Raw genomic sequence first — 25716 nt, forward strand, 5'->3', positions numbered from 1 at the left:
TGACCGTATCATGGTTGAGCGTTCATTTTATTTATATGCCTATATTGGCTTCAGTTAGGTAGCTTGTTTCATCTCTTCAGGCAGCTCTAGACGCATAGCAAGCATATCTTCCCTCGTTATAATCCATTGTTCACGACTAGCTCTAATCATCCCGGCATCCATGATCTTACGATCATTAATGATACGTGAAAACCATTTGACCGCATCTGAAAAACGTTTCAATCTTCGGCTTAGCTCTCCCATCAGATACATGAGCTTCGCATTATTTAAATCCATGCCTTCCGTTTCAAATACTTGGATATAAGCATCTAATGCATAGGATAGAAAGCGTTCTTCCTGCTCCGAGTCACCTTTACCCCGATACAGCCAAGCCAAATGATGTAATAAACCAGCAACAACGCGGGATTTTTCGTTTTTGATTTGTGCACTGAGAAGAGCCAGCTTAAAACAGTGGAGCGAATCTTCCCACGTACGCTCCTTGCAATAGTCGCGCATCGACCAGTTCTGAGCTACTTTCTCATGAAACACTTCTCGCTCTGTCGGAGTCCATTTATCCGAGAAGTTCTCTGTATGCGCATACCCGCAAAAAGGACAGATCCGAACAACGTAATAATCCGGATTAATCTCCTTATAGTGAAGGCAGAAATCCGTATCTGATTTACTCGCTTTTTTGAAGCTTGGTCGAACCTTCTTCGATTTGAACGAATTGGTACAGTAGGTGCATGTTACTGATATCTCATATAAGGGTTCGACCACTTGAATTCCCGCCTTTTTCCCTAGTTAGTGTGGTAGGAAGAACGGACTAGTCTTCCTCAGGTGTATTTATAAAATGATATGCCGAACCTCTAAGCCGTTCTATGAGAAAAGCCTTTAGGTCCTCCGGCATGCCTATTTCTACCATAGCTTCGGTCATACAAGATAACCATGCATCTGCATGTTCCCTTGTAATTGGAAATGGCATATGCCTAGCTCGCATCATCGGATGACCATGGCGATCAGAATACAAGCTTGGACCACCGAAAAATTGGGTAAGAAACAGCTTCTGTTTCTCAATAACTGGGTCTATATCAGCTGGAAAGAGCGGCGAAAGTAACGGATGCTGCACGACTTTCGGATAGAAAGCCTCTACCAAACGATTTACCGTCTCCGCTCCACCCATCAACTCAAATATGGTTCTGTTCTTGCTCTCTGACATACCTAGGAACCTCGCAATTCATATTCAATAGTTCTCTAAATCCTCATCTCCTGTGTGCATGAGCGTTTCTCGAATGACAAACACGAACATACAGACAACCAATCCGGCAATGACACCTGTCATTTGAATCACTCCCGATGTATAGGATTTACGTGTACTAGTTCTATTTTACCATAAAAACAAGGTCTGAACAGTCCCAAGGACTAAAATTAACGGCTGTCCAGTCCTACTACTACTTCAAGAAATTCGGGACGGCATGTATGTCCAAGCTTATTCATATAGTTGAATAAGAGGAGGTATCTATCGTCTATGCCGAAACAAAATTTCACCCCAGCCTTACTTATGTCATTCGTCATTATTGGCATTATTGTATGCTTAGTCCTTTTCCCTCATGACGGGTTTCAAGCTGCCTTGCGCGGCGTTTCCATTTGGTGGGATGTGCTATTCCCAGCGCTATTCCCATTCTTTGTTATCTCCGAAATCATGCTTGGTTTCGGAATAGTTCATTTCTTTGGCACGCTGCTTGATCCCATGATGCGTCCAGTCTTTCGAATTCCTGGCATCGGAGGATTCGTTATGGCAATGGGCTTCGCTGCTGGCTATCCCGTAGCAGCTAAGCTAACGGCGCAGCTCTGGGAACAGAAGCTGGTCAATCGGGAAGAAGGCGAGCGGCTGGTTGCCTTCACAACAAGCTCGGATCCTATATTTCTGATCGGGGCTGTTTCGATCGGATTTTTCCATGATGCTACTTTAGCCTTTATTTTGGCCATTGCCCATTATGGAGGATCTTTCCTGATCGGTCTCACCATGCGGTTTCATGGCAGAAAAGCCATACCTACGCCTCAGCCACTTAAGGAACGGGGCCCTATATGGAAACAAGCCTTCGAAACCATGCACAACGCAAGAATGCAGGATGGTCGTTCTTTAGGCATTTTGTTAAGTGACTCTATTCTCCACTCTCTACGATTAATATTCGTTGTAGGTGGACTTGTTGTTTTCTTCTCCGTCGTTCTAGAAGTGCTCACCTCTGCCCAGGTCATGAATGTGTTCTACCTGCTCATTACGTCCCTTTTAACCATCACAGGGTTACCTCATGAGCTCTCACAAGCTGTCATGAACGGGTTATTCGAAGTTACATTAGGAGCTAAGGCTGCAGGCGGGGCACCCGCTGATCTAGCCCTCTCCAGTAAAGTCGCGATAGGCGCCTTCATTCTCTCCTGGGCAGGCATGTCCGTGCATGCTCAAATTGTTAGCTTGCTAAGCCATACCAACATGCGCTATCTCCCTTTTCTTTTTGCCCGCCTCCTTCATGGATTTCTCTCTGCTGCTATTGTTCTCCTGATTTGGGAGCCTATGCAGCAATTTCGAAGTCCGCAAGCCGTATTTGCGCCTCACTATGACGCGGCAGCCCCATTGATGAGCTATCTAAAACTTATTTTCCCGATAAGTGCGATGGTCTTTGTTGGTTCTTTTACAGTCATCATGGGTCTGTTCCTCGCATATTCCTTACTTAAACTGGTGTATGAAAAGGTTGGTGGAACAAGATAATATGGGAAACTATGATCATGTTTATAAAGGGAGCGAATATTCAAATATGTTAGAAGCCGTCCCCCAAGAGGCGAAAGCGTTACCGCAGGCAATTGAACGATTAAACGAGCTTGCCTTTAATTTATGGTTCAGCTGGAACCATGATGCCCTCCAGCTTTTTGAAAGCATCGACCCTGATCGCTGGAAAGCCTACGGCCATAATCCCGTAAGACTGCTGCATGAAATAGACGCCTCTCAACTAGAGGCACTTAGTCAGAACACTAATTTTATCGAACGCTATCAAAAAGTCATGTCCAGATTCGATACGCATATGAAGGAACCCGGCTGGTTCCAGAACAACCATTCTGACGAAGGCCATGTCCAAATCGCTTATTTCTCAGCCGAATTTGGGTTTCATGAATCGCTTCCGATTTATTCCGGAGGGCTTGGTATCCTTGCTGGTGATCATATCAAATCATCCAGTGACCTGGGCATACCGCTTGCAGGTGTTGGTCTGCTTTATAAAAAAGGATATTTCACACAAAAGATTGATGCGAACGGCAGTCAACAAAGTGAACTATTCTCCTATGATTTTAAGCAATTACCGATTCGTCCTGTACTTCAAAATAACGAACAGCTCACTGTCACACTAAATATTTCAGGTCGAAATATCACCCTTTTGGTTTGGGCTGCTCGCGTAGGCCGCAATCTGGTCTTTTTGCTGGATACTGACCATGAAGCCAATAATGACGCAGATAAAGCGCTGACTGCCCAGTTGTATGGGGGCAATCAAGATATGCGGATAGCTCAGGAGATGGTGCTGGGAATCGGTGGTGTCAAAATGCTTCGAGCGCTAGGGATTTACCCGAATGTCTACCACATCAATGAAGGCCATGCGGCTTTCCTTACCCTAGAACGTTTGAAGGAATTGCTTCACTTAGGCCTTTCTTTTCACGTTGCTGTAGAAACTGTGCGCTCCGCCACTGTATTTACAACGCATACCCCTGTCCCTGCGGGTCATGATACCTTCTCTGTCGAGATGGTGGAACATTATTTGGGACTCCTATTCAGCGAGTTGCCTAAGCATAAACAAAGCATTATTGCGTTAGGACTTGATCATAAGTCCGGTCAATTTAATATGACACATTTGGCGATGAATACAGCGGGGCTGCGAAATGGTGTAAGCAAGCTGCATGGGCAAGTTTCACGCGAAATGTTCAAAGAATTCCATGGGCATATCGATGCCAGTGAGGTGCCTATCGGATCCATCACGAACGGTGTTCATTTGGATACATGGACAGCACCTGCTTGGAAAGAACTATTCGACCGTTTCCTCCCAGGTACATGGCGGGCAGAGCAATCCAACGAGCATCAATGGGCACAAATCGAGGTCATTCCTGATGAATCCATCTGGAAGGTTCATCAACATTTGAAGGAAGATTTAGTACGCTATGCCCGCCACAATCTCATGGAGCAGCGTACACGTAACGGGGAATCCGAAGAACGGATTGAAGAGGTACGGCACTATTTAAATCCTAAAGCCCTTACAATTGGATTCGCGAGACGGTTCGCTACCTACAAACGGGCGAATTTGATTTTCAATGATTTGTATAGGCTCAAGAAATTAATCAATGATCCTGAGAGACCCGTGCAATTTATTTTCGCAGGCAAAGCCCATCCTGCTGATTACCCCGGTCAAGAATTAATTCGAGAAATATACCGTATCTCACAGCTGAAGGAGTTCCTTGGAAAGATCGTTATTCTCGAGAATTATGATATGAATATGGCTCGATATCTTGTGCAAGGCGTCGATGTGTGGCTAAATAACCCTCGCAGACCTCTCGAGGCAAGCGGTACCAGCGGCCAGAAAGCTGCCATGAATGGCGTCCTCAATTTCAGTGTGCTGGACGGCTGGTGGGAAGAAGGCTACAACGGCATGAATGGTTGGGCCATCGGATCCACGGGTACCGCGGACTGGGCCGCGCAGGAAAAAGAAAATACGAAAGCGATTTATCACCTGTTGGAGACAGAGATTATTCCCCTCTACTACAATCAAGGTGAGGTTCCACACCAGTGGATTGGACGCATGAAGCGATCCGTTCAATCACTGACACCTGTTTATAACACACACCGCATGGTGCAGGATTATACGAATATTACGTATGTTCCCACTGCCAAACGTGCTCGCCTCTTTGTAGCGGACCATTATGATGTTGCTACCAAAGTGGCCGATTATAAACAATTCATTCGCACCAATTGGCATCAGGTGCGAATTATGAGTATCGATGATCACGCCAATAAATCGACTTCCGACGTTCCTCTAGACGAAATCCCTCCATCGACGAAGGTGATTTCAGCGCACATACACTTCGGCTCCATTTGGCCGCAGGATACGGCAGTCGAAGTCATTTATTATGCAGAAAATGGCGAAACTTGGGAGCAAAAAATCATCCTGATGGCGCCCATCGGGGAGCTTATTGATCATTCGCAGCGCTTCCAAGCTACGATTCCGTCACATCTTATTCATGGTCCTCACTTCTCTATACGTGTACGCCCCATCTCAACCAACTTTGCGCATTCCTTTGAACTCTCACTCGTGACGAGCACCTTGTCTTAACAAGAAAATCATAAAACCTTAGAGAAAGCCCCGTTTGGGGCTTTTCTTATTGACTTATATAAATTATGATGAGAGAAGAATTACTGGATGTATAGGCAGATGTGAATGTAAATCTAACGACTTGGTGATGCTATGGATTGGAATAAGGTACTAGAATTGGCTTCCTTTTCGCCAAATCGGGATTGTCATATTATCATTGTTGGTGAATGCAAAGATGGACAGCCTTTCTGTTTTGAAGATAATTTTGCTATCGACAAAATAAGTGAAAATTCGATAACAGTTTGTCTGGAACAATCGGGTGTATACCCATTTGACAAGCTTGACCATGTGTCATTCGTAGAGTTTTCTTTCAAAGACGGTGCCATTTTATATTATGCTTATGTTGATTTGCTTCAACTTGAACTCAAAAAGACGATCTGTTCTCTAACGCTGTCGCTTCCTGAGGAAGTTTTTCAGCATCAAAACCGACGCCATCCTCGTGCAAAGCTTACCATTCGCACACCAATTACACTGCGTGTTGCCGGCATACGAAACTTGTCTGCACAGAAGGGTGTCGCATTTACAGGGCAACTCCTCGATATTAGTGTTGGCGGATTATCTTTTGTTACATCCAACCGACTTTTCTTTCCTTTGATTCTGGAGTTCAGCTTTATCCTCCCGAGTCTTACCCAACCCATTACAGTCTACGGCGAAATTGTCAGAGTTGCGCATTTCAGTAACGACAGTTATCGCGTTGCCGCAGAATTCCGGCATACACCTGACTCCATTCTCCAAGAAATCGACGCCTATTGCTCTAATTATTAAAGCAGATAATTCTATGAAAACTCTTAGGAGGAACAAGATTGAAATATAACGTCATTGAACGAGGCGATGACATCTCCAAGGGGCTGACTGAACGGTTCCACACACTCGCCGCGAAACAAGGTATGCCAAGGGATGAGGAAAATCCCGATATCGTCCTGTCCATTGGCGGAGATGGCACAATGCTCCAAGCTTTTCATAAGTATGTGGACAAGTTAGATCATATCGCATTCGTTGGGATCCATACGGGGCATCTTGGCTTTTTTGCGGATTGGAAGCCCAATGAGTTGGATCACCTGGCTTCACTTATGTTTAGCGTAGCAACACCTGAGGAACTGCAAGTCGTACGATACCCCGTTGTCGAGATTGAAATTACGACCGACAAAGGGGTAGAAACACATCTGGCACTTAACGAGTTTACGATTCGCGGTATCGAAGTTTCGCTAGTCGCACGACTTCACGTGAACGACGAAATGTTCGAGATGTTCCGTGGAGATGGCATCTGCATCTCTTCACCTGCAGGCAGTACAGCCTACAACAAGAGCTTAGGCGGCGCCATGGTCCATCCATCGCTAGAAGCTATTCAAATTGCTGAGATTGCGTCGATCAACAATCGTGTTTACCGTACATTAGGTTCATCGATGATTTTACCGAAGCATCACCATTGTGACATTTACCCGAAAGCGCAACAGAATATGCTTCTGTCTTTGGACCATAAATACATGCAGCGTGCAGATGTGGTATCCATTCGGTGCCGTGTTGCTTCCAATGTGAAAGTAAAATTCGCTCGCTTCCGACCATTCCCCTTCTGGAATCGTGTCCGTGAAGCATTCGTCGGACTTGAAGTTAAATAGGACTGAACAATCCTTGAACAACAAAACGCCATCTACGCTCCTTATTATTGGAGTTCAGATGGCGTTTTTTTATGACTGCAGCTGCTTACACTGTAGTTGAACTAATTACTTCCGCTGGAGTTTGCTGTTTAGGCGCGTTTACTTTTTCAATAATAAAATACGCACAGCCGAAATTGCAGTACTCATTCAAGTAATCTTGAAGAGCTGCGATGGAGGATTCTTTGGTCGCCTTCGGGTGAATTTCTTTGAAAAACCCACGCAAGCGTAATTGACTATATCCCCAATCGCCTACAATATAATCGTACCGCTCCAAGACTTCGCTGAAACGTTCTTTGAACACTTCAAAGTTCCAACCATTTTTGTGATCGGTAACAAGCTCGTATGTTTTATTTGCGATATGAATCATGGTGGTAGGAAGCTCTCCTTTCTATGATCCGTTCAATAAATTCTAAACGCTTGATGCTGCTTTCACTTGTTCATGCGCATGATAGGAGCTGCGCACTAACGGACCGGACTCCACGTGCTTAAAGCCGCGTTTCATGCCTTCTTCCTTCAGCATGGCAAATTGCTCAGGTGTATAATATTTGGATACCGCTAAATGCGTCGTAGACGGCTGCAGATATTGACCGATCGTCATAATATCACAATCCACCTCACGCAGGTCTTCCATCGTTTGAAGCAGCTCGTCCCACTCTTCCCCTACACCAATCATTACACTGGATTTGGTTGGAATGTTCGGTGCTATCCGCTTAGAACGCTGCAACAGCTCCAGCGAACGACGATACTTCGCTTTGGAACGAACGCGATCTGACATCCGCTCGACAGTTTCCATATTGTGATTAAGAATGTCAGGCTTTGCCTCTAGTACGGTTGCAAGTGACTCTTCGCGACCTAGGAAGTCAGGAATTAATACTTCAACTGTACATAGCGGCAGCTTACGGCGAATCGCCTTGATCGTCTCTGCGAAAATCATCGCACCGCCATCTGTTAAATCATCACGTGCAACAGAAGTAACAACACAATGACGAAGACCCATTTGCAAGGCTGCGTCTGCAACACGTTCTGGTTCTTCCAGATCAAGTTCCGTAGGGAGACCTGTTTTGACTGCACAAAAGCGACATGCACGCGTACAAATATCGCCTAATATCATAAAGGTCGCTGTCCGATTCGCCCAACATTCATGAATGTTCGGACATTTGGCTTCTTCACACACTGTATGCAACGTCTTGGAACGCATCATAGATTTAATTTCTTTAAAATTCTCATCGGTTTTGAGATTGATCTTTAACCAGTCTGGTTTTCTCTCTAATACTTTTCTAGGCACTGTAATTCCCGCCTTTTTATTTGGTTTCTCAATGATGTTATTATAACATGAATGACTGACAAAACAATCCACTTTGGGGGTCACTTGTGATACACTTGTTTAGATGGACCAAAACAGCTCAGCTTACTACATAAAGGCTGTATGGGAGGAAAGAAACATGAGCATAACTGAAGTGACGCGCGAGAAAGATCGCAAGCTTGGCGAAATTTTAAGAAACATGGGCCGTGTCATCGTCGCCTTCTCCGGAGGGGTTGACAGTACATTCGTCCTCAAACGTGCACAGCAAGAGCTTGGTGACCAAGTCCTTGCCGTAACCGCAGCCTCGGAAACATTTCCCACGAGGGAGTTCGATGCCGCAGCACAACTAGCCGAACAATTTGGTGTTCGCTTGCACAAAACGGAGGTCAAGGAATTGGAAAACGCGAATTTCGTTGCCAATAATCCTGACCGTTGTTACCACTGCAAGACGGGGCTTTATTCCCATTTACAAGACATTGCAAAGGAACTGGGATATCCATATATCTTGGATGGTTCCAATGTCGACGATCTAGGCGACTATAGACCAGGACTACAAGCGAAGAATGAGCAAGGCGTCCGCAGCACGCTGCAAGAAGCCGGCTTAACCAAAGACGAGATCCGAGCGCTTTCCAAAGAGCTTGGTTTAAGCACATGGAATAAACCTTCTTTTGCATGCTTATCCTCTCGTATCCCTTACGGCACACAAATCGAGAAGTGGAAGATTGACCAATTGGATGAAGGCGAGTACTTCCTTTCCCAGCTTGGTCTTTATCAGGTACGTGTGCGTCATCACGAGAAGATTGCTCGTATTGAAGTCATGCCAGATGAGATTCACAAGGTCGTCGAACATCGCGATGCGATCTATGAAAAATTCAGCAAGCTTGGCTTCACCTATGTCACGCTAGACCTGCAAGGCTACCGCACGGGAAGTATGAATGAAGTACTATCCCAGGAAACGAAAGATAAGGTGAAAGAAGCTTCCTTATGATGGACTTAGAGAAGATTTTAAAACTCGTTCAGACCGGCGATCTGGATATAGAAGAAGCCAAAAAGCAAATCATCAAGGAAGGCGGATCAGGTCCCGCCAACCTTGATCTTGGATTTGCGCAGCTCGACGTCGATCGCGAGAAGCGTACAGGCTTCCCCGAGGTTATTTTCGGGGAAGGTAAGACGCCCGAGCAGATCGAGGCCATTTTCCGGCGGCTGATGGAGCATACCGACCGCGTGCTAGCCACACGCGTCGACCCGGCCAAAGCCGCTCATGTTGTAGCCAACGTGGCAGGTGTCACCTACCACGAAACTGCACGGGCTCTCACTTGGTTTAAGCGCCCGCTGCTCAAAGTCCACGACGGCTATATTGCCGTCGTGTGCGCAGGCACCTCCGACCTCCCCGTGGCGGAGGAGGCCGCACTTACGGCAGAATGCCTGGGCAGCCACGTTGAACGTGTATACGACGTGGGTGTCGCTGGCATTCACCGGCTCTTCCGCCGGCTCGAACTCATTCGCGGTGCGAACGCGATTGTCGTTGTAGCCGGCATGGAAGGCGCACTCGCCAGCGTCATGGGCGGGCTTGTGTCTAAACCCATCGTCGCTGTGCCGACGAGTATTGGTTACGGCGCGAACCTTGCTGGGATCGCACCGTTGCTGTCCATGCTCAATAGCTGTTCGCCAGGCATCTCCGTCGTTAACATCGACAATGGTTTTGGCGGTGGTTATTATGCTGGACTCATTAACAAAAATATGTCGAAACGAGCGTGAATAACGACCATGCGCATTTTATATTTGGACTGCTTCTCTGGAATTAGCGGCGATATGACCCTTGGCGCTTTGGTTGATGCGGGAGCAGATCGTGCTTATATTGAGGATGAGCTTTCCAAAATCAAACTAGAGCCTTACACCTTGGAATGGAAACGTGTTATGAAACGCGGGATTTCCGCTCTCAAACTGGATGTCATTCTTGATCCTGAGCATCCACCGAAGCAACACAGACATTATTCAGAAATCGTCAATACCATTCGAAAAGCAGAATTCAATGAGCGTGTTACAGCACTAAGCTTGGCTATTTTCGAAAAAATTGCGATTGCCGAAGCTAAAATTCACGGAACTCCAATTGAAAAAGTGCATTTTCATGAAGTCGGTGCCATAGATTCTATCGTCGACATCGTAGGTGTTGCATTAGCCATCGACTCCTTGCAAATCGAGCGTATTTTCTCCTCACCAGTGCCACTTGGATCTGGTACCATACATATCGATCACGGTATTTATCCAGTACCCGCTCCGGCCACACTGGAGATGATGAAAGGCGTACCTATCGCTTCAACTCCTTATAGTTTAGAAATGACAACGCCAACAGGAGCCGGTATTATTTCTGGAATTGTTGATGAATTCTCCAAAAGCTTCCCACCCATGGTAGTTGATCATATTGGCTATGGCGCAGGCACAAGAGACTTGCCTAAGCAACCTAATGTACTACGTGTAGTAGTTGGTAAAATCGACCCCTTTATTGGAAAATGGCAAGTAAGTCATGAGCATCTGGCACATGAACATAGCCATGAACATGCGCATACACACGATGACCATCACCACCATCATGACCATTCTCACAGCCACGATCATAGTCATGATCATGATCACAAACACGAGCATCATCACGACCATCATCATGGTCACTCTCATTCTCATACGCACCAAGGCGATGCCATTCCTGGTACTCCACAATAAAAAGATAAAACGCCCTTCCATCACAGTGGAAGAGCGTTTTTTTGTCTTTGTTGTTGCATAAATAACAACCTAACTTCCTCATAGACCATCTTCAGAGGAACTTCATGCAGCCTTGCCACTTGTTCACATTCCTTAAATTCAGGTGCAAATTGCACTAATTTCCCAGCATGATAGCCAACCTTTACGGTTAAGGTCCCCCAAGGAGTCTCCACATTTTCGAATTCTCTTGCCAATCGATGACACGATGCCTGCATATAGCGAATACCCAGTGTCGTAGTTTCGCTAAAAATAATCTCCTCAATGGCAGATAGACGTCCCTCGTCCACAAGCACATTCAACATGATGCCTGGGCGTCCTCTTTTCATAATAATAGGCACCATGTAAACATCATTTGCACCTGCATCAAAAAGCTTATCCATCACATAAGACATCCACTCTGGATTTACATCATCCAAATTAGCTTGAACGACTAGCATGTCATCATCAACATGTTCTTCTCTATGGTTAAAAGTCACTATTCCCACCTCTTATTGGCATCATAGCAAATATCTCGGGGCAACGAAAGATCGAAGGATAAACAACCACAAATCCGTACATCCTAAGAACTAACATTTCAGGAAGGATGATAGAGATGCAAAGCAGAGCATTTTGGTCAAAGGTTCTCGTCCTTAGCCTCCTCCTATCAGCAATCACACCAACGCCTTTTTCACATCTTTACCCATCACATGCTATGGCTAATGACCAGATTGTTCCAACGCCGAGTTCCCAAACCACGAAGTATACACAAGAAGAGCGAAAGGAACTTTTTGAAAAAATAGGCTTACTCACAGGTATCCCTTGGACGTACTTAGCTGCTGTTGATCAATATGAGAAAACAATGAATACCGTGAAGAAACGAACTGTACAACAACGCATGACAAATATTTATTTCTCCGAACAAATTTGGGCAGGCATGCTCAACCCAGATCCACAAGACACTAATCTGAAAAGCGTCTCCTTTTTCCATGGCGTTGGCCGGGATGGATCGGGGGATGGTCTTGCAGAACGCACCAACGATTTAGATGTAATGGCAGCAATGGCTGCCATCTTAAGCAGCAATGGGACTAAAGTTGATAACTTACAAACTAATCTCTGGAATTACTACCAAAATGCACGAAGCGTGGAGCGAATCCGACAATTCGCTGCCATCTATGAGTCTTTGGGTAGCCTAGAGGCAAATACGCATGCTTTCCCTCTACCTGTCACATCCAACTACTCGTACCGCAGCACCTGGGGGGATAGTCGCGGTTGGGGAGGACATCGGACCCATGAAGGTACAGATCTATTCGCTGGCTACGGCGTACCTGTAAGAAGCACTTGTTACGGCATCGTTGAAATAAAAGGATGGAATCCCTACGGGGGCTGGCGAATTGGTATTCGCGATCTCAATAACATCTATCACTATTACGCCCACCTATCTGGATTTCAAAAAACGATTAAAATCAATGACATCGTCAAACCCGGACAAACCCTTGGTTGGGTTGGCAGCTCTGGGTATGGGAAACCTGGTACATCTGGCAAATTCCCACCTCATCTTCATTTTGGTCTGTATCGCGATAATGGGGCAACAGAGTGGAGCTATGATCCCTATCCTTCCTTACGCAGATGGGAGCGCGAAGATCGAAGCAAAAAGAAGTAACCCCCCTTTTGGGTGAGTTACTTCTTTTTATTTATTATTTGGTAACTCCCTCCTTAGGGAGAGCACTCGTAGTCCCTGAGTTAGGAATTGTTGGTAAAGTTATACTTGGCGGGGTGCCTTCCTTCGAACCTCCCACAGGATTTCCTTTATTATCATAGTAGTAAGTAGGAACATCCCCAACTACAAGCGAGTAGGAAATTGGTATCTCCGTTTCTACGATTTCCGTTTCCGAATCAAACGGGATAATAACAGAAACCTCAGCAATAATGCGCACATACACTTCGAACATCACCATATTAATGCCGACATTTTGCGTACGTGTATGCAAATCCACCTTCACACTTCCAACTGGAAGCAACCTAATCGGAATATCGGGCCCAAAAGAAGCCAGAATCGCACTATTCATCGCTTGCCCAATAGGAATATGATCAGAAATTGTTTCCAAACCGTTCAACTCACCTTGCACCGTTTTAATAGCTTCCGAAGTAATCCGCATATGTTCATTATAATTCAACATGAAACCCGTGATTTTATTGTTTTTATCCATTTTCCAATCAATCAACTGCTCAGCATTCGCTCCACCTGCAACATGTTCAGCAATCGCACTATTAATTGCCTGAGTTGCAATCTGTTTAACCCTAACCTTGGCCAAATTCATTAAAGGTGGTCTAATATTCCGTTCTACATAGATAAAAAACTGTACACAAAACAAGACAAAGATGAGCAGACCAATCCACAGTACTTTTTTTCGGCTTGTTTTCACAGTTGGTCTGCTTCTCCACCGTCGCCTCTGCAGCATTCTGTTCCCCCTTTCTCTATTGCCCCGTTCCTGTTATAGCGCCCAATTCATTAGTACTACCTTATGCGGACATGACCTAAAAAAGAAGAAAACACATTCCTTCCTCCCGCGCGTATCAGGACACAATTCTCCCCCACTAACTTCACTAACTCCCCCCTCTCATTCTCATCCTCTTCCTCTTCCTCTTCCTCTTCCTCTTCCTCTTCCTCTTCCTCTTCCTCTTCCTCTTCCTCTTCCTCTTCCTCTTCCTCTTCCTCTTCCATTTTCCAAAAACTACACCTTTTCCGGTCAACTATTTTTTCACTTTGCCTCCCACTCAACCTACCTCCTATCTTAATTTCGATTTAGCTATCACAACTATCCCTTTAACTCAGAAATAACTTTCAAGAGAAAACCCCCAAATTATTGAAATACGATCATATGTTTGATATAATAAATAGGAACAAACGTTTCCATTTCATGTACTTTGGAGGATAGATGTCATGAACATTTCTTGCTGGTCCCTTGAGCAATTTAACTCACATTTCTCCTCAGAAGATGCCTGCATCGAATATCTATTTCAATCCAAATGGCCGACAGGTTTTTGCTGTCCACGCTGTGAGCACCGACATGCTTACATAACTACTACACGACGGTTACCCTTATATGAATGTTCCAACTGTCGGCATCAAGTGTCGCTGCTTACGGGAACAATTATGGAGGGCTCGAGAACACAACTTCGCAAATGGTTGCTGGCTATATTTTTAATTTCACGCACTCATATTGGCACTACAGCTACAGGGCTGTCCCAGCTTATTAAGGTTACTTACAAAACAGCCTGGCTAATCCTCCATAAAATTCGCACTTCCATTCATCAGGCAGATAACCACTGTCCGTTAACTGGATCTATTCTGATTAACTCTGCTATATATGGGCGCCCTTTTAATCCAACCGTCCATAAACATCCCCAGGAACAACTACTTCTTATCGGCTCATCGCTTGATCAAGCTGAGACTTCAACTATGATTAAAATTAAACATGTCATACCTAATCAACCTCTTTCCAAACATATAACAAAGTCCGATACTTACAGCTTTCAACAAAAACACATTGATCCTTTGGTTGATACAATTGAAATGGTCACAGGTTTTTACACTTCAAAAAAACAACGCCCCCTTCTCGAATTCGCAAAACAGGCTAGTACATGGCTCAACACTACCTTTCACGGTATCGGGCCCAAATATCTTCAAACGTATTTAGACGAATTCTGCTATCGTATTAATCTTATTAAATCCGATACTCCTGTTTTTGAACATCTAGTCAAAACCTGTATGAATAATTCTAGAACCACCAACTCCCCACTATGAAGTAACACAACGCATGCTTCCTACACAAATCAAAATCCTACACTTCATTCCTTAAATTGCGTTTAGTCCATTTCACAAATATCATTACCTCAATCTACTTTAGTGCATTTGGATGTAACATTACTTTCTATCTCAACTATTCCGTTACTTCATAGTTTTGTTTAACTCGATCCCGTCTGTTTCTCCATAACTTTATTTAACCCATTTAGTCCATATCTCTGTAACTTTACTTAACCCCATCTATTGCATATCTCCATAACTTGATTTAACTCATCTAGTCCATTTCTCCATAAACTTTGCTAACTCCATTTAGACCATATCTCTGTAACTTTGCTTAACCCCATCAATTGCATATCTCCATAACTTTGCTAACCCCATCTAGTCCATTTCTCCATAACCTAGCTCTAATCAGTTTTATTGTATTGTCTAAAAGTAACGTTTTTGAAGTATTCACGACTGCGAGCACTTTCTGAGCTAAAGGGATACTGCTAATAGAAACGAGAAAAAGATACAAGAACTCCGTTGGGCGGAAATTACCGTGTGGCTTCGCTGTGAGGCTTGCTGCCGAAACTGGCAGGGGAAGCCCATGGAGGGCGCGGTGGGGTTTGCTGTGGAGCTTCCCACGGAGTTCGCGGTGAGGCTTGACGAATAGATTGCTGAGGATCATTTCTTGGAACTATGGTGGTATTTGCCTGTATCATTTGTACAAAAAAGCTCTCAATACCATCACGTGGATGGGATGAGAGCTTCACGCTTAAAGGCATTTTTCTTTAACGAGTTGATGGAATGAGTGCTGTACCGCCAAGTCCGCTTGGGGTGCTGCTTGTTTTGGAGAGGGCGATTTTGTCGACCATGGCGCCGTCTTCCCGCACTTTGATGTAAAGCGTATGTGTACCAGTTGAAAGTGAGATGGAGCTGCTTGGTTTTTTCCAAGCCCAGCTGCCAGCACTTCCAGTTGTTACTTGGTAGTTACTGCCTGAATCAACAGCTACGTTGAAGCTATCCGAGCTGCCATCTGGACCTTGGGAAAGCAAGTAGATGTAGAAGGAACCGCCATTTGTGACTTCAAGGTCATATTTGAGGTAATTGGAATCACTATCTCCAGATCCATTAGGTGTTTGCATGCTAGCTGTACCTGAGCAAGCCGAACAAGTCGCTTGTGCGAATGTGCCTGTTTTTGCTGTGAAAGTCTCAGCTTCTAGGTACGAAACGGAACTTCCATTTATGTTGTAGTACAGTGATCCTGTACCAGAGCCGCCACTTGCTAGCGTTGTAACTGCTGCAGTCGCGCTCGCTGCAGAAGCGTTTCCTGCCGCGTCTTTAGCAATGACGGTGTAACTGTACGCTGTCGATGCTGTTAATCCCGAATCACTATAGCTTGGCGTTGATGATGTTCCGATTTTGGAACCGTTACGAAAAATATCGTAGCTAGTTACTGCGACGTTGTCTGTCGATGCAGTCCAGTTCAATTGAACTTGAGAGCTAGAGGTTGCAGTAGCGCTCAATCCAGCTGGTACGGAAGGAGCAGCGGTATCTGGCGTTTGGGCTACAGGTGCGTAACGCTCCATAATTAAGCTTGTTTTTAGAACATCAGACTGCACTAACCAGCCTTTAGTGGATAGTACATTCATTAATGCAGTGCGAACACTCGTAGCCTCGCTTAGACTGTCTGTCTTAAAGGAAGCTTCCACAATGTCTTCAGTTCCTGTTTTTGCTGCATTGAGAATGGTCCATACTTCGATATCGAGATCTAAATCCTCAAAGGTACCTTCGTATCGTTTAAAATCAATAGGGCCATAAATAACTGAATTATTTAATTGCGTTGTCCCCCAACCTGAGCTGGTCCAGTTTTTAAACTGGCTTGGCGCATTGGAAACAGAAACGGAGCGAGATGTTGCCAAGTTTGGCACATTAAGTCCACTGCCACTATAGCCAGACACGGTCACGTCTTTTTCATACTGGACACTTAAGGTTTGTTTACTATAGGTCCAGTCCACCTGGAACTCGAAGCCGGATGCTGAACTATTTAAGCCATCGTTGGCCGCTGTCGTTAAAGCACCATTAATATCTCCATTGGTGATTGGGTAGCGCTTTTTGAATTGGAATTGATGTGTGCTGTCGCTGCTTTTTTTTCGAATACGATCACTCCAACCTTGCGCATCCATGGCTCCTGTTGCTGTATCCATGTATTGAACACGGTAGGCTTTGGAGGAAGAACCGGTTGAAAATTGACTGCGTACGCTGCTGATCAAATTATGACTTGAATCCACTACGACACTTGGATTTAAGTTGAATTTAACCTCATAGTTCGGTGTACCGTTCGCTGCGGAAGCCTGCTGAGGACTAAGAATGCCTCCTGTTAATAGCAAAGCCGCTGCGGTTGAAGCCATGATTACTTTGGACAATTTATGAGCTTGGAACATTGATTTACTCATCTCCATTCGTTATTTAGTAACGATCCATAATTAATTGTGTCTTCAAGGAATCTTGTGCAAGGAACCAGCCTTTTCCTTGAAGGTAGGTAATTAACTCGTCATGTTTGGTAGATGCTGTCGTCTGGCTTGTTGTTTTGAAGGAAGCTTCCACGACGTATTCAGTGCCTGTCCCCGCTGCATTCTTTATTGGCCAAACTTCAATGTACAACTGCAACCCACTCCATGTACCAATGGATCGTTTAGCAAGGATTGGACCAAAGACTCGTGAAGTCGAAAGCTTGTTAGTTCCCCAACCACTAGAAACCCAGTTGTTAAATTTATCAGGAGCATTATTTATTAGTAAACTGCGTGAATCCGATAGATTAGGCAGATCCATTCCGCTATAGCCCGATTTACTTCCTTGTTTCGAACGAGTGATACTAAGTGTTTTCTTCTGATAACCCCACTCAACTTGCGCCTCGTACCCTGTATCCCCTGAGTTAAATCCTTGTTGATTAGCCAATGTGAGTGCCCCATTAATGTCGCTTCCAGTTATGGCATACCTCTTTTTATAGCTAAGTTCAAAGTCACTCTCACCTTCTGTCTTACGAATACGTGGACTCCAGCCATTGTTATAGATGTCTTTGGCATTGGTATCAAGGAATTCTACGTTCATTTTGGTAACGGTATCTGGCATACCAAATGCTGATCTTACACTGCTCGTCAACTTGAAATCAGTTCCAAGTACGACACTTGGATTAAGGAGAAGCTTTACCTCGTAATCTGGAACCATGTTGCTTGCTGCACTTGCTGACTGTGGTGCCGCGCCGATACTAGCAATTAAACTAGTCCCAACTACAGCCGCCATAATGACAGTCATTGCCTTTTTCCTAAACATCACTTCATCTCCTCTACGGTTCTGGAAAGTTTTTCCCTTACAGAACTGAGCATAAAGGTGATTTGTTTGTAGATTGTCATCTAGATTTGTGCTTTTTGTAAATAGGATTAGAAGGATCGTACAGAATCATGTAAGCAGGAAAGGAAGCTATCAAAGACAGATGAACGGATGCGATCCGCATTGTAGGTGAAATAAATGTAGCGTTTAAAAGGGTTTTGAGGGATGCTTCGACAGCTCAATTCACCTCGTAACAGTTCTTTTGCGATGGCTATTTTAGAGATAACTGAAACACTTTCCCCTGTCATAACGGCCTGTTTAATCGCTTCTAAGGAGTCCATCTCCATAACTGGTTTTATTTTAACTCCTAGTGTTTTAGCCCAGTTGAGTGTCATGGTTCTTGTGCTAGACTCCTGCCCATGCAGGATAAAAGGTACTTCGTTTAAGAACTCAGGGTGCAGCAACTCTTGCCTCGCAAAGCGATGATTGGGATTAAAAAAGAAAACGAGCTCATCTTCACATAGCGTTTCCCCAACAAGTGGAGACCATTGGAAAGGTTCTGCCGACATGATGCCAATATCAATTTCATGATTTAGCAGCATTTCTTGAATGACGGGTGTTGGTCTTACGGTTAAAGAGACTGAAATTTGCGGATACAGCTTCGAAAATGAGCTCAGCATCTCTGGAAGCACATAGGTTCCTGGAACGGAGCTTGCTCCTATTTTCAAATGACCACTGCCACGCTCATCGAACTCCCTCACGACTCGTTCAGCTTCCTGAACAAGTGCGTTAATTTTCTTCGCATAATGATTCAATGATTGCCCCGCTTCGGTTAAATGAACCTTGCCGCCTCGCGAATAAAATAGTTGCACGCCTAGCTCCTGCTCCATCGATTTCATATGAAAGGAGACTGTGGGCTGCTTAAGCCCTAGATGCTCAGCAACTGACGTGATTCGTTTGTGTTTATCCAATAGCTCTATTACTTGAAGTTTTAGCATGTTCCAATTCATGGCATTCATCCCTCTTTCCTACCCACCATCTATCGGCTTTGGGGACCATTATAGAAAAAATCTATGGAAATGAATAGATACACAACAAAAACTTAACAATCTATTTACTTTGCTTTGACACTTAGCTGACGATAGGCTTTTACACTAAAAGTGAGATCAAAAGCACGGAAGGAAGCATGCGATGTCTCTACAACTTAGCGGTATAAGCAAATCTTTTGGTTCTATGACAGCGTTGGAAGGTATTGAGCTTTCTCTCGCCAAAGGACGATTCACTACATTACTCGGTCCCTCGGGTTGCGGTAAAACTACCCTACTTCGAATCATTGCTGGACTGGAGACACCTGATGCGGGTGAGCTGCATTTCGGAGATATCTGTTTGTTCTCGAAGAAGAGCAGGATCAATCGCCCTGTACACAAGCGTAATTTTGGTATGGTTTTTCAAGATTTTGCACTCTGGCCGCATTTAACCGTGCTGGAGAATGTTGCTTTTGGACTCAAAGCTACTGGTGACAAATCAAATTGGCGCCAGCGAACGATGGAAGCGATCGAGTTGGTACAGCTGCAAGGGAAGGAAAAGCGCTATCCGCACGAACTTTCAGGAGGCCAGCAGCAACGTGTTGCGCTTGCTCGTGCAATTGTTGTCCAGCCACAGCTTGTATTATTCGATGAGCCAATGAGCGCGCTTGACGCCCTTTTGCGAGAAGAAATGCGTTTAGAACTCATGAATTTGGTACGAAGAATCGGTTTCACCACCGTTTATGTCACACACGATCAAACTGAAGCCATGTCGATGTCAGATGAAATCATCGTAATGAAAGATGGTCGTATTTTACAAAAAGATACCCCAGAAGCCATTTATCAAAAGCCTACGCATCCCTTCACTGCTCGCTTTATTGGCAAAACCAATTGGTTAGAAGTGGACAAGCGACTAATCCGACCTGAGCATGTGCGGTGGGAATCTCTTTCTGAGAATGACCTCACCTATGAAGGCGTTGTACAAACGGTAAGTTACATGGGAGAACGGTATGAGGTCACCGTGCGTTTAAATACGGGAGAAGTTTGGATGGCGTATCATCCTACGCGATTAAGGGTAGGGGATTTCGTAAAGCTTTACGTTTCACAGCAGCAGATTCACGTGCTTTCTTAAGCAGTTACCATACATAGGAGAGGGAGTTTAACAATGAAAACAAAAATGAAGAAATCTTTGCACACGAGTACATTAGCTTTAATGACGGTTTTGATCGGCGTAGGATTAACGGGGTGTGGAACGGGCAGCCAAACGACGACCGCTGGAACAGCAACGGAAAAACCAACAACAGCAGCAACTGCATCCACGTCTACAGCTCCAACAACAACGCCTGAAGCAAAAAAGTTAAGCGGTAAAATCGTTGTTTATAGTGCGGGACCTAACCCACTTGCCGTTAGCATTCAAAAAGGCTTCACAGCAAAAACTGGTGTAGAAGTTGAAATGTTCCAAGGTACGACAGGTAAAATCATGGCACGTATGGAAGCGGAAAAAGGAAATCCAGTAGTCGATGTAGTTATTCTAGCTTCACTTCCTTCCGCAATCGGAATGACGAAAAGTGGGTTAACTCTCCCTTATAAAGAAGCAAAAAATATCGATAAATTAATTCCAGCTTATTCGGATAAAGAGGGTAACTATTTTAGCTACAGCTTGTCAGCATTAGGTATTGCTTATAACACAAAGCTTGTAACGAATCCGCCTAAAGAGTGGAGCGATCTAACGAAACCAGAATGGAAAGATCAAATTAATATTCCAGATCCTGCTCAATCTGGTTCCGCTCTTGATTTCATGTCTGGCTATACGAATAAAAACGGTGACGCTGCTTGGGATCTTTTCGGTAAAGTGAAAGCAAATGGCGCTATTATTGCTGGTGCTAACCAAGAAGCTATGGATCCGGTTATCTCTGGCGCGAAAAAGATTGTTATGGCAAGCGTTGACTATATGACTTACGCGTCAAAAGCAAAAGGTGAACCGATTGATTTGATTTATCCAGCAAGCGGAACGGTGATCTCTCCGCGACCTGCGATGATTATGAAAACGTCCAAAAATGTCGATGCTTCCAAAGCTTTTATTGATTACTTGCTTTCCGATGAAGCTCAGAAATTGGTTACGGACTCTTACTTGCTTTCGGGTCGCAGTGACATTCAAATTCAAGGACGCGTTAATGCGAAAGATATCCCTACTTTTGATGTGAGCTGGAGCTGGATGAATGAGAATCAAGATGCGATTACACAAAAGTTTACGCAATTATTTAAAAAGTAAGCTGAGGTTGGGGATGACGACAAGATGATCGTAAAACGCACAGGGACGTACTTAGCATTGCTGCTACTAGCCATGCTAGTCGTCCTTCCTCTTCTATTCGTGGCTTGGAAAAGTATTTGGACAAAGGGGACTTTAGATCTCCTTGCCCCATTACGAACCGTAATCGAAAAAGATTTGTCGGGTGTATTCACAAATTCTTTCATGCTGGGCATTTGGGTAGTCGTTGGCAGTACGCTGCTTGCTTTGCCGCTCGCTTGGATCATGGCCAAAACACCACTTCGCAAGCATCGCTGGTTAGACATTGTGTTACTGATCCCCTTTATGACACCGCCATACATCGGCTCAATGGGTTGGATTCTCTTCATGCAGCCGCGAGGATACTTAGAGCAGTTTTTTCCAGGTGCACACTGGGTTAGCACTCATTTCTTCACCCTTTTCGGCATGATCACCATCATGAGTTTGCATTTATTCCCATTCTTGTATCTCATTCTCCGCAATGCCATTGTGCAAATTGGTGGTAATAAAGAAGAAGCCGCGGCTGTGCACGGTGCTAGCTATTCGTATACGTTACGACGGGTTCTGCTGCCTCTTGTGTTCTCCAGCTATATCATGGGCGCTTTGCTCATTTTTGTTAAAACACTTGCCGAGTTTGGTACACCTATCACGTTCGGAAAACGTATTGGTTATTTCGTGCTTACGACAGAAATTCAAGCCTCGATTTCTAGTTGGCCCGTCGATTTTGGAAAAGCGACTTCATTAGCTTCTCTTCTTCTGATGGCCTGTCTCGTGCTCTGGTACGTACAATCTTTGATTGTTCGGAAGCACTCTTATAATCTGGTTAGTGGTAAAAGTTCACAAGGCAAAGTCATGGGATATCGGCACTGGCAGCGGGCACTCGCTTGGTTGTATGTGATTCTTGTTCTCGCCACAGCGATTGGCATCCCTTATTTCTCGATCATCTCAGCTTCACTCATGAAGCTGAGGGGTAATGGTCTCGCTTGGACGAATCTCACGCTTCGCCATTACGGTGAGCTTCTGACATGGGGCTCACTGAGCATGAAGGCCTTGACGAACAGCATGGGGCTCGCTTTGCTCGCTGCCTGCTTAGCGGCAGCGCTCGGTACGTGGCGCCCTTACGATCGGGCGCGGCAAGCGCTTGCCGGAACGGATTACAGATATGTTCAGCCTGCTGCCGAACACGGTTCCCGACATGGTCCTCGTGGTCGGACTCATCATGCTATGGAATTCGACTTGGATGCCGCTCCATCTCTACAACACCTACGGCATGGTTGTCCTCACGTACGTGGTATTCTTCCTGCCGTACACCGTGCAATACGTCAAGGCACGCAACGGCCAGCTTGACGAATCCTTGCGGCAAGCCGGGCAAGTATTCGGCGGTCAGCCGTGGTACGTGTTCCGACGTATCGTCTTACCCCTTCTCCTGCCGGGCATTATCGCCGGCTGGATGATGACCTTCACCATCTCGCTCCGCGAGCTCGTCGCCTCGATGATGGTACTCCCGCCGTCGATGCAGACGTCGGCGACCTATATTTTCGCTCAATTTGAGCAAGGTCAAATTTCGCTTGGTATGGCTATGGCTGTCGTTTCAGTTGGTATAACGACGATCCTGCTGTTGATAGTCAACAACATGAATTCAAACAGAAAGTGGAATGCGTAATGATGCATGTGGAAGTATGGGGCGGAGCCGGTGAACACGGTCGCTCCTGTTATTGGATTGGAAATACGAGGAGCAGTCTCATGCTCGATTGTGGGGTAAAGCGTGAAGGCATCGGTGAATACCCACTCCTAGATGCTGCTAAAGTAGCCGCATTGGATGCGGTTTTTCTTTCTCACGCCCATGAAGATCATTCGATTGCGATCCCTTTGCTATACAAATTAGGGTACACTGGCGTCGTGTGGACGACAAGAGTTACAGCCGAACAACTGCCTGGTTATTATTCAAGCTGGGGGAATTACGTTCGTCAACAAGGTGGCGAGTTGCCCTTCGATGATACCCATCTGGCAGCGGTCAAATACGCTTTCATTGAAGAAGCTGTGCCCGCACAGCAATGGTTCACTATTTCTCCTGAACTGCGCGTGTGTTGGGGACGCAGCGGACATATGCTTGGTTCCATCTGGCTCATGATTGAGCTTGAAGGAAAGCGACTTTTCTACTCGGGTGATTATAGCGAGGATTCTATTGTGCTCGGTACAGATACGCCGCGGCTGACTGAACTAAGTCCTGCCTTGGATGGTGCTATCCTCGATGCTGCCTATAGCACGGATACCGAAGAGCAAGAGTCGAAGCTCGAGTCTCTCTTCATAGAAGCAGATCGCATATTAGCCGCAAACGGCCAGCTACTGCTGCCAGTTCCTGTGTGCGGCCGGGGGCAGGAGCTGCTGCTCTTGATGGAGCAGCGCTACCCGAATACGCCGATCCGCGTAGAGCAAGAGCTGATTGAAGCCATGAAGCTCATGCTTCAACATCCAAGCTGGCTCAAGGTCGGCGTGGCTGCACGATTAGCCGAAGCCTTAAGCAGCTCCCGTTCAGCGATCATCTCTACCGATGATGATCGCGAACGTCTACTCCAGGAGGACATCGCGTGTTCGCGCGCGGCCATTTGGATCACCACGGATGGCATGATGCAATCCGTGAAAGCACAGTGGTATTACGACATGCTGCGTAATCACAACAATAATGGCATCCTGATTACGGGGCATGCCGCCAAAGGAACAACAGCGCATCGATTACTCGCGCTGCCGGATGCTGATCGTGGATGCCGGATACGTGCCATCCGCTACAAAATTCATCAAGGACTCCCCGATGTCCGCCGGATGGTCCGATCTATGCGCAGTAACTTCAAGCTTCTCGTTCATGCGCCGAAACGGGATACCGATGAGTTACTCCAGCAGCTAGAAAAAGAGGGAGAGCAAGATCTGCTCTCCCTTGGTCCGGGTGCTCGAATCGTTTTGTAACGATGCGAGCACTTTTTACCCTTTTAACATGTCATTCAGCTCATCCCAGGACGTAATCCGCGGCAAATCCAGATGTTGATTATAGGATCTGTCCTTCACACAACTACGGACCGGCAAGTGAGCTAACGTCTCCAGAACCGTCGGTTTATCATCAAAATAATAATCCAGCTCTAACGCCTCTATGATATGTACTTTCTCCGAATCACTCATCCCACAGTAGAAATGTCCTTCCGCTACAGGAAATCCATGATCGATCAGCCATTGTCGGGTTCGTTCCGTATGCTCTTTGGGTCGAGCCGTAATGTAGTACACCTCATGGCCGTCCGCTACCAGCTGGTTGAGAACCTCACGTGCATGGGGAAATGTCGCGCAATCCGAATAATAAATCTCATCGCGCAGACTGTGCCACAGCTTTCCCCCCTCCTCTTTGGTTAATCCAAACGCACTGTGAATTTCCATTGAAGGCAGGGCTTGGAACACCTCTAGCCCAATGTTCTGCTTCAGCTTCCGATTATAAATATGAAACGCATGCTCTCTTAAATTAATGAGGGTATCATCAATATCAAATCCAAACTTCACCGTCTAACCCTCCATTCACCTGGCCTTTATTCTTTTAGTTTGATCCCGAAAAGACTTACAAATACCGAGGCCTGCCCTCTAGATATGATACATCCCCGCAGATCCTCAATGCTTACACCTAAGCTTGTAAACTCACATGTGCTTAAGTCAATGCCTTCGAGCTTAGCCCCTGTAAATTGAGCTTGGTCCAACTGGCAACCCTCAAATTGTAGTTTTTGCAAAGTAGCCTCATAAAAATCAGAACTCATTAAAGAACAAGATTGAAACGTAATCTGCTTCAGATTAGCCATCCGGAATGTTGCAAAGTCCCCTAAGCAATCTTGAAAAAAGATGTTTCGCAGCGTGGCTCCCGTGAGATCCATGCCCATAATTTTGCAATTACGAAATTCTGTACGGTGAATCGTCGCTTCAGTGAAGTTCACATTCGACAAATCACATCGGTCAAAAATTACATCCGTGAACTCAATTTCTTTCATCGAGATCCGGGTAAAGGTCACGTTGCGGAAAATAATTTTATCAAATGCAACTTTATAAGCAGACTGATTATCAATTACACAATCACTAATGATGCCTGTATGAAAGCAATCCTCAGGTTCAAATTTTCCTTCTTGCAGCGTAATGATAGGTAATTCTTTAGGAAGTTTTGGTGCATCCAATTTAGGAATACTCATGAGA

The 25716-nt window shown here is 45.3% G+C and carries 24 protein-coding genes and 2 pseudogenes; 14 read left to right on the forward strand and 12 right to left on the reverse strand.

Annotated features, from left to right (window positions below; genetic code table 11):
- Nucleotides 1-54 precede the first annotated feature (54 nt).
- Nucleotides 55-756 carry a DUF2225 domain-containing protein gene (locus AC58QM_RS29130; RefSeq protein ID WP_497288296.1) on the reverse strand — a complete coding sequence of 234 codons (702 nt, stop codon included), beginning with the start codon at nucleotides 754-756 and terminating at the stop codon, nucleotides 55-57.
- Between the two features lie 46 nt (nucleotides 757-802).
- A complete protein-coding gene (locus AC58QM_RS29135) occupies nucleotides 803-1195 on the reverse strand; it encodes a globin domain-containing protein (protein WP_497288297.1) in 393 nt (130 codons plus the stop codon).
- 309 nt (nucleotides 1196-1504) lie between these two features.
- On the opposite strand from AC58QM_RS29135, the gene ylbJ reads away from it, so the two are divergent.
- From ylbJ to AC58QM_RS29155, 4 genes are all read left to right on the forward strand, one after another.
- Nucleotides 1505-2743 carry a sporulation integral membrane protein YlbJ gene (gene ylbJ / locus AC58QM_RS29140; protein ID WP_497288298.1) on the forward strand — a complete coding sequence of 413 codons (1239 nt, stop codon included), beginning with the start codon at nucleotides 1505-1507 and terminating at the stop codon, nucleotides 2741-2743.
- A 46-nt stretch (nucleotides 2744-2789) separates the two neighbouring features.
- A complete protein-coding gene (glgP, locus tag AC58QM_RS29145) occupies nucleotides 2790-5339 on the forward strand; it encodes an alpha-glucan family phosphorylase (protein ID WP_497288299.1) in 2550 nt (849 codons plus the stop codon).
- Between the two features lie 132 nt (nucleotides 5340-5471).
- Nucleotides 5472-6143: a PilZ domain-containing protein gene (locus AC58QM_RS29150; RefSeq protein WP_497288300.1), complete on the forward strand. Its 672-nt coding sequence runs from the start codon at nucleotides 5472-5474 to the stop codon at nucleotides 6141-6143.
- 38 nt (nucleotides 6144-6181) lie between these two features.
- Nucleotides 6182-6994: an NAD kinase gene (locus AC58QM_RS29155; RefSeq protein WP_497288301.1), complete on the forward strand. Its 813-nt coding sequence runs from the start codon at nucleotides 6182-6184 to the stop codon at nucleotides 6992-6994.
- Nucleotides 6995-7079: 85 nt separating this feature from the next.
- On the opposite strand, the gene AC58QM_RS29160 is transcribed toward AC58QM_RS29155, so the two are convergent.
- Complete coding sequence (locus AC58QM_RS29160) at nucleotides 7080-7400, reverse strand: YutD family protein (RefSeq protein ID WP_065850742.1); 321 nt, start codon at nucleotides 7398-7400, stop codon at nucleotides 7080-7082.
- Nucleotides 7401-7442: 42 nt separating this feature from the next.
- A complete protein-coding gene (lipA, locus tag AC58QM_RS29165) occupies nucleotides 7443-8402 on the reverse strand; it encodes a lipoyl synthase (protein ID WP_497288302.1) in 960 nt (319 codons plus the stop codon).
- Nucleotides 8403-8475: 73 nt separating this feature from the next.
- Here lipA and larE point away from each other — a divergent pair, with 73 nt between their 5' ends.
- The 3 genes from larE to larC are packed head-to-tail and all read left to right on the forward strand — an operon-like array spanning nucleotide 8476 to nucleotide 11057.
- Nucleotides 8476-9324: an ATP-dependent sacrificial sulfur transferase LarE gene (gene larE / locus AC58QM_RS29170; protein WP_068668198.1), complete on the forward strand. Its 849-nt coding sequence runs from the start codon at nucleotides 8476-8478 to the stop codon at nucleotides 9322-9324.
- Nucleotides 9321-10094 (forward strand): nickel pincer cofactor biosynthesis protein LarB, encoded by a 774-nt coding sequence (larB, locus tag AC58QM_RS29175; protein WP_497288303.1) that lies wholly within the window; start codon nucleotides 9321-9323, stop codon nucleotides 10092-10094. The genes larE and larB overlap by 4 nt, the downstream gene beginning before the upstream one ends.
- Nucleotides 10095-10103: 9 nt before the next feature.
- A complete protein-coding gene (larC, locus tag AC58QM_RS29180) occupies nucleotides 10104-11057 on the forward strand; it encodes a nickel pincer cofactor biosynthesis protein LarC (protein ID WP_497288304.1) in 954 nt (317 codons plus the stop codon).
- 20 nt (nucleotides 11058-11077) lie between these two features.
- Here the strand turns inward: larC and larC2 are convergent, their stop codons facing one another.
- Complete coding sequence (larC2, locus tag AC58QM_RS29185) at nucleotides 11078-11572, reverse strand: nickel pincer cofactor biosynthesis protein LarC2 (protein ID WP_497288305.1); 495 nt, start codon at nucleotides 11570-11572, stop codon at nucleotides 11078-11080.
- 116 nt (nucleotides 11573-11688) lie between these two features.
- Here larC2 and AC58QM_RS29190 point away from each other — a divergent pair, with 116 nt between their 5' ends.
- A complete protein-coding gene (locus AC58QM_RS29190) occupies nucleotides 11689-12735 on the forward strand; it encodes a M23 family metallopeptidase (protein ID WP_497288306.1) in 1047 nt (348 codons plus the stop codon).
- Nucleotides 12736-12769: 34 nt separating this feature from the next.
- Here AC58QM_RS29190 and yunB read toward each other — a convergent pair whose 3' ends face one another.
- Together yunB and AC58QM_RS29200 are read right to left on the reverse strand one after the other, a co-directional pair.
- Nucleotides 12770-13534, reverse strand: a complete 765-nt coding sequence (yunB, locus tag AC58QM_RS29195; RefSeq protein ID WP_497288307.1) for a sporulation protein YunB — start codon at nucleotides 13532-13534, stop codon at nucleotides 12770-12772.
- A 56-nt stretch (nucleotides 13535-13590) separates the two neighbouring features.
- Nucleotides 13591-13854, reverse strand: a complete 264-nt coding sequence (locus AC58QM_RS29200; RefSeq protein ID WP_497288308.1) for a hypothetical protein — start codon at nucleotides 13852-13854, stop codon at nucleotides 13591-13593.
- A 162-nt stretch (nucleotides 13855-14016) separates the two neighbouring features.
- Between AC58QM_RS29200 and AC58QM_RS29205 the strand changes: the two are divergent.
- Nucleotides 14017-14193: pseudogene (locus AC58QM_RS29205) on the forward strand (transposase family protein); the annotation flags it as partial.
- Nucleotides 14194-14229: 36 nt separating this feature from the next.
- A complete protein-coding gene (locus AC58QM_RS29210; protein WP_497288386.1) occupies nucleotides 14230-14880 on the forward strand; it encodes a hypothetical protein in 651 nt (216 codons plus the stop codon).
- 770 nt (nucleotides 14881-15650) lie between these two features.
- Here AC58QM_RS29210 and AC58QM_RS29215 read toward each other — a convergent pair.
- From AC58QM_RS29215 to AC58QM_RS29225, 3 genes are all read right to left on the reverse strand, one after another.
- Entirely contained in the window at nucleotides 15651-17303 is a 1653-nt protein-coding gene (locus AC58QM_RS29215) for a fibronectin type III domain-containing protein (protein WP_497288309.1), read from the reverse strand.
- Nucleotides 17304-17328: 25 nt separating this feature from the next.
- Nucleotides 17329-18192 carry a hypothetical protein gene (locus AC58QM_RS29220; protein ID WP_497288310.1) on the reverse strand — a complete coding sequence of 288 codons (864 nt, stop codon included), beginning with the start codon at nucleotides 18190-18192 and terminating at the stop codon, nucleotides 17329-17331.
- 107 nt (nucleotides 18193-18299) lie between these two features.
- Nucleotides 18300-19199, reverse strand: a complete 900-nt coding sequence (locus tag AC58QM_RS29225) for a LysR substrate-binding domain-containing protein (RefSeq protein ID WP_497288311.1) — start codon at nucleotides 19197-19199, stop codon at nucleotides 18300-18302.
- A 181-nt stretch (nucleotides 19200-19380) separates the two neighbouring features.
- Here AC58QM_RS29225 and AC58QM_RS29230 point away from each other — a divergent pair, with 181 nt between their 5' ends.
- From AC58QM_RS29230 to AC58QM_RS29245, 4 genes and pseudogenes are all read left to right on the forward strand, one after another.
- Nucleotides 19381-20346, forward strand: coding sequence for an ABC transporter ATP-binding protein (locus tag AC58QM_RS29230; protein ID WP_497288312.1), 966 nt, complete (start codon nucleotides 19381-19383; stop codon nucleotides 20344-20346).
- A 33-nt stretch (nucleotides 20347-20379) separates the two neighbouring features.
- Nucleotides 20380-21486, forward strand: coding sequence for an ABC transporter substrate-binding protein (locus tag AC58QM_RS29235; protein WP_497288313.1), 1107 nt, complete (start codon nucleotides 20380-20382; stop codon nucleotides 21484-21486).
- A 24-nt stretch (nucleotides 21487-21510) separates the two neighbouring features.
- Nucleotides 21511-23164, forward strand: a pseudogene (locus AC58QM_RS29240) (ABC transporter permease).
- Nucleotides 23164-24462: an MBL fold metallo-hydrolase gene (locus tag AC58QM_RS29245; RefSeq protein WP_497288314.1), complete on the forward strand. Its 1299-nt coding sequence runs from the start codon at nucleotides 23164-23166 to the stop codon at nucleotides 24460-24462. The pseudogene AC58QM_RS29240 and the gene AC58QM_RS29245 overlap by 1 nt, the downstream one beginning before the upstream one ends.
- Before the next feature lie 15 nt (nucleotides 24463-24477).
- Here AC58QM_RS29245 and AC58QM_RS29250 read toward each other — a convergent pair whose 3' ends face one another.
- Together AC58QM_RS29250 and AC58QM_RS29255 are read right to left on the reverse strand one after the other, a co-directional pair.
- Entirely contained in the window at nucleotides 24478-25041 is a 564-nt protein-coding gene (locus tag AC58QM_RS29250; RefSeq protein ID WP_497288315.1) for a 5' nucleotidase, NT5C type, read from the reverse strand.
- 26 nt (nucleotides 25042-25067) lie between these two features.
- A complete protein-coding gene (locus AC58QM_RS29255; protein ID WP_497288316.1) occupies nucleotides 25068-25712 on the reverse strand; it encodes a pentapeptide repeat-containing protein in 645 nt (214 codons plus the stop codon).
- Nucleotides 25713-25716 lie beyond the last annotated feature (4 nt).

The sequence above is a fragment of the Paenibacillus sp. J22P165 genome (genome assembly GCF_059692015.1).

Bases quoted from the DNA above. Each gene is read 5' to 3' on its own strand.
- AC58QM_RS29135 (WP_497288297.1), bottom strand. From the start codon at position 1,195: ATGTCAGAGAGCAAGAACAGAACCATATTTGAGTTGATGGGTGGAGCG.
- ylbJ (WP_497288298.1), top strand. From the start codon at position 1,505: ATGCCGAAACAAAATTTCACCCCAGCCTTACTTATGTCATTCGTCATT.
- glgP (WP_497288299.1), top strand. From the start codon at position 2,790: ATGTTAGAAGCCGTCCCCCAAGAGGCGAAAGCGTTACCGCAGGCAATT.
- AC58QM_RS29150 (WP_497288300.1), top strand. From the start codon at position 5,472: ATGGATTGGAATAAGGTACTAGAATTGGCTTCCTTTTCGCCAAATCGG.
- AC58QM_RS29160 (WP_065850742.1), bottom strand. From the start codon at position 7,400: ATGATTCATATCGCAAATAAAACATACGAGCTTGTTACCGATCACAAA.
- larE (WP_068668198.1), top strand. From the start codon at position 8,476: ATGAGCATAACTGAAGTGACGCGCGAGAAAGATCGCAAGCTTGGCGAA.
- larB (WP_497288303.1), top strand. From the start codon at position 9,321: ATGATGGACTTAGAGAAGATTTTAAAACTCGTTCAGACCGGCGATCTG.
- larC (WP_497288304.1), top strand. From the start codon at position 10,104: ATGCGCATTTTATATTTGGACTGCTTCTCTGGAATTAGCGGCGATATG.
- AC58QM_RS29190 (WP_497288306.1), top strand. From the start codon at position 11,689: ATGCAAAGCAGAGCATTTTGGTCAAAGGTTCTCGTCCTTAGCCTCCTC.
- yunB (WP_497288307.1), bottom strand. From the start codon at position 13,534: ATGCTGCAGAGGCGACGGTGGAGAAGCAGACCAACTGTGAAAACAAGC.
- AC58QM_RS29210 (WP_497288386.1), top strand. From the start codon at position 14,230: ATGGAGGGCTCGAGAACACAACTTCGCAAATGGTTGCTGGCTATATTT.
- AC58QM_RS29215 (WP_497288309.1), bottom strand. From the start codon at position 17,303: ATGTTCCAAGCTCATAAATTGTCCAAAGTAATCATGGCTTCAACCGCA.
- AC58QM_RS29220 (WP_497288310.1), bottom strand. From the start codon at position 18,192: ATGTTTAGGAAAAAGGCAATGACTGTCATTATGGCGGCTGTAGTTGGG.
- AC58QM_RS29225 (WP_497288311.1), bottom strand. From the start codon at position 19,199: ATGAATTGGAACATGCTAAAACTTCAAGTAATAGAGCTATTGGATAAA.
- AC58QM_RS29230 (WP_497288312.1), top strand. From the start codon at position 19,381: ATGTCTCTACAACTTAGCGGTATAAGCAAATCTTTTGGTTCTATGACA.
- AC58QM_RS29235 (WP_497288313.1), top strand. From the start codon at position 20,380: ATGAAAACAAAAATGAAGAAATCTTTGCACACGAGTACATTAGCTTTA.
- AC58QM_RS29245 (WP_497288314.1), top strand. From the start codon at position 23,164: ATGATGCATGTGGAAGTATGGGGCGGAGCCGGTGAACACGGTCGCTCC.
- AC58QM_RS29255 (WP_497288316.1), bottom strand. From the start codon at position 25,712: ATGAGTATTCCTAAATTGGATGCACCAAAACTTCCTAAAGAATTACCT.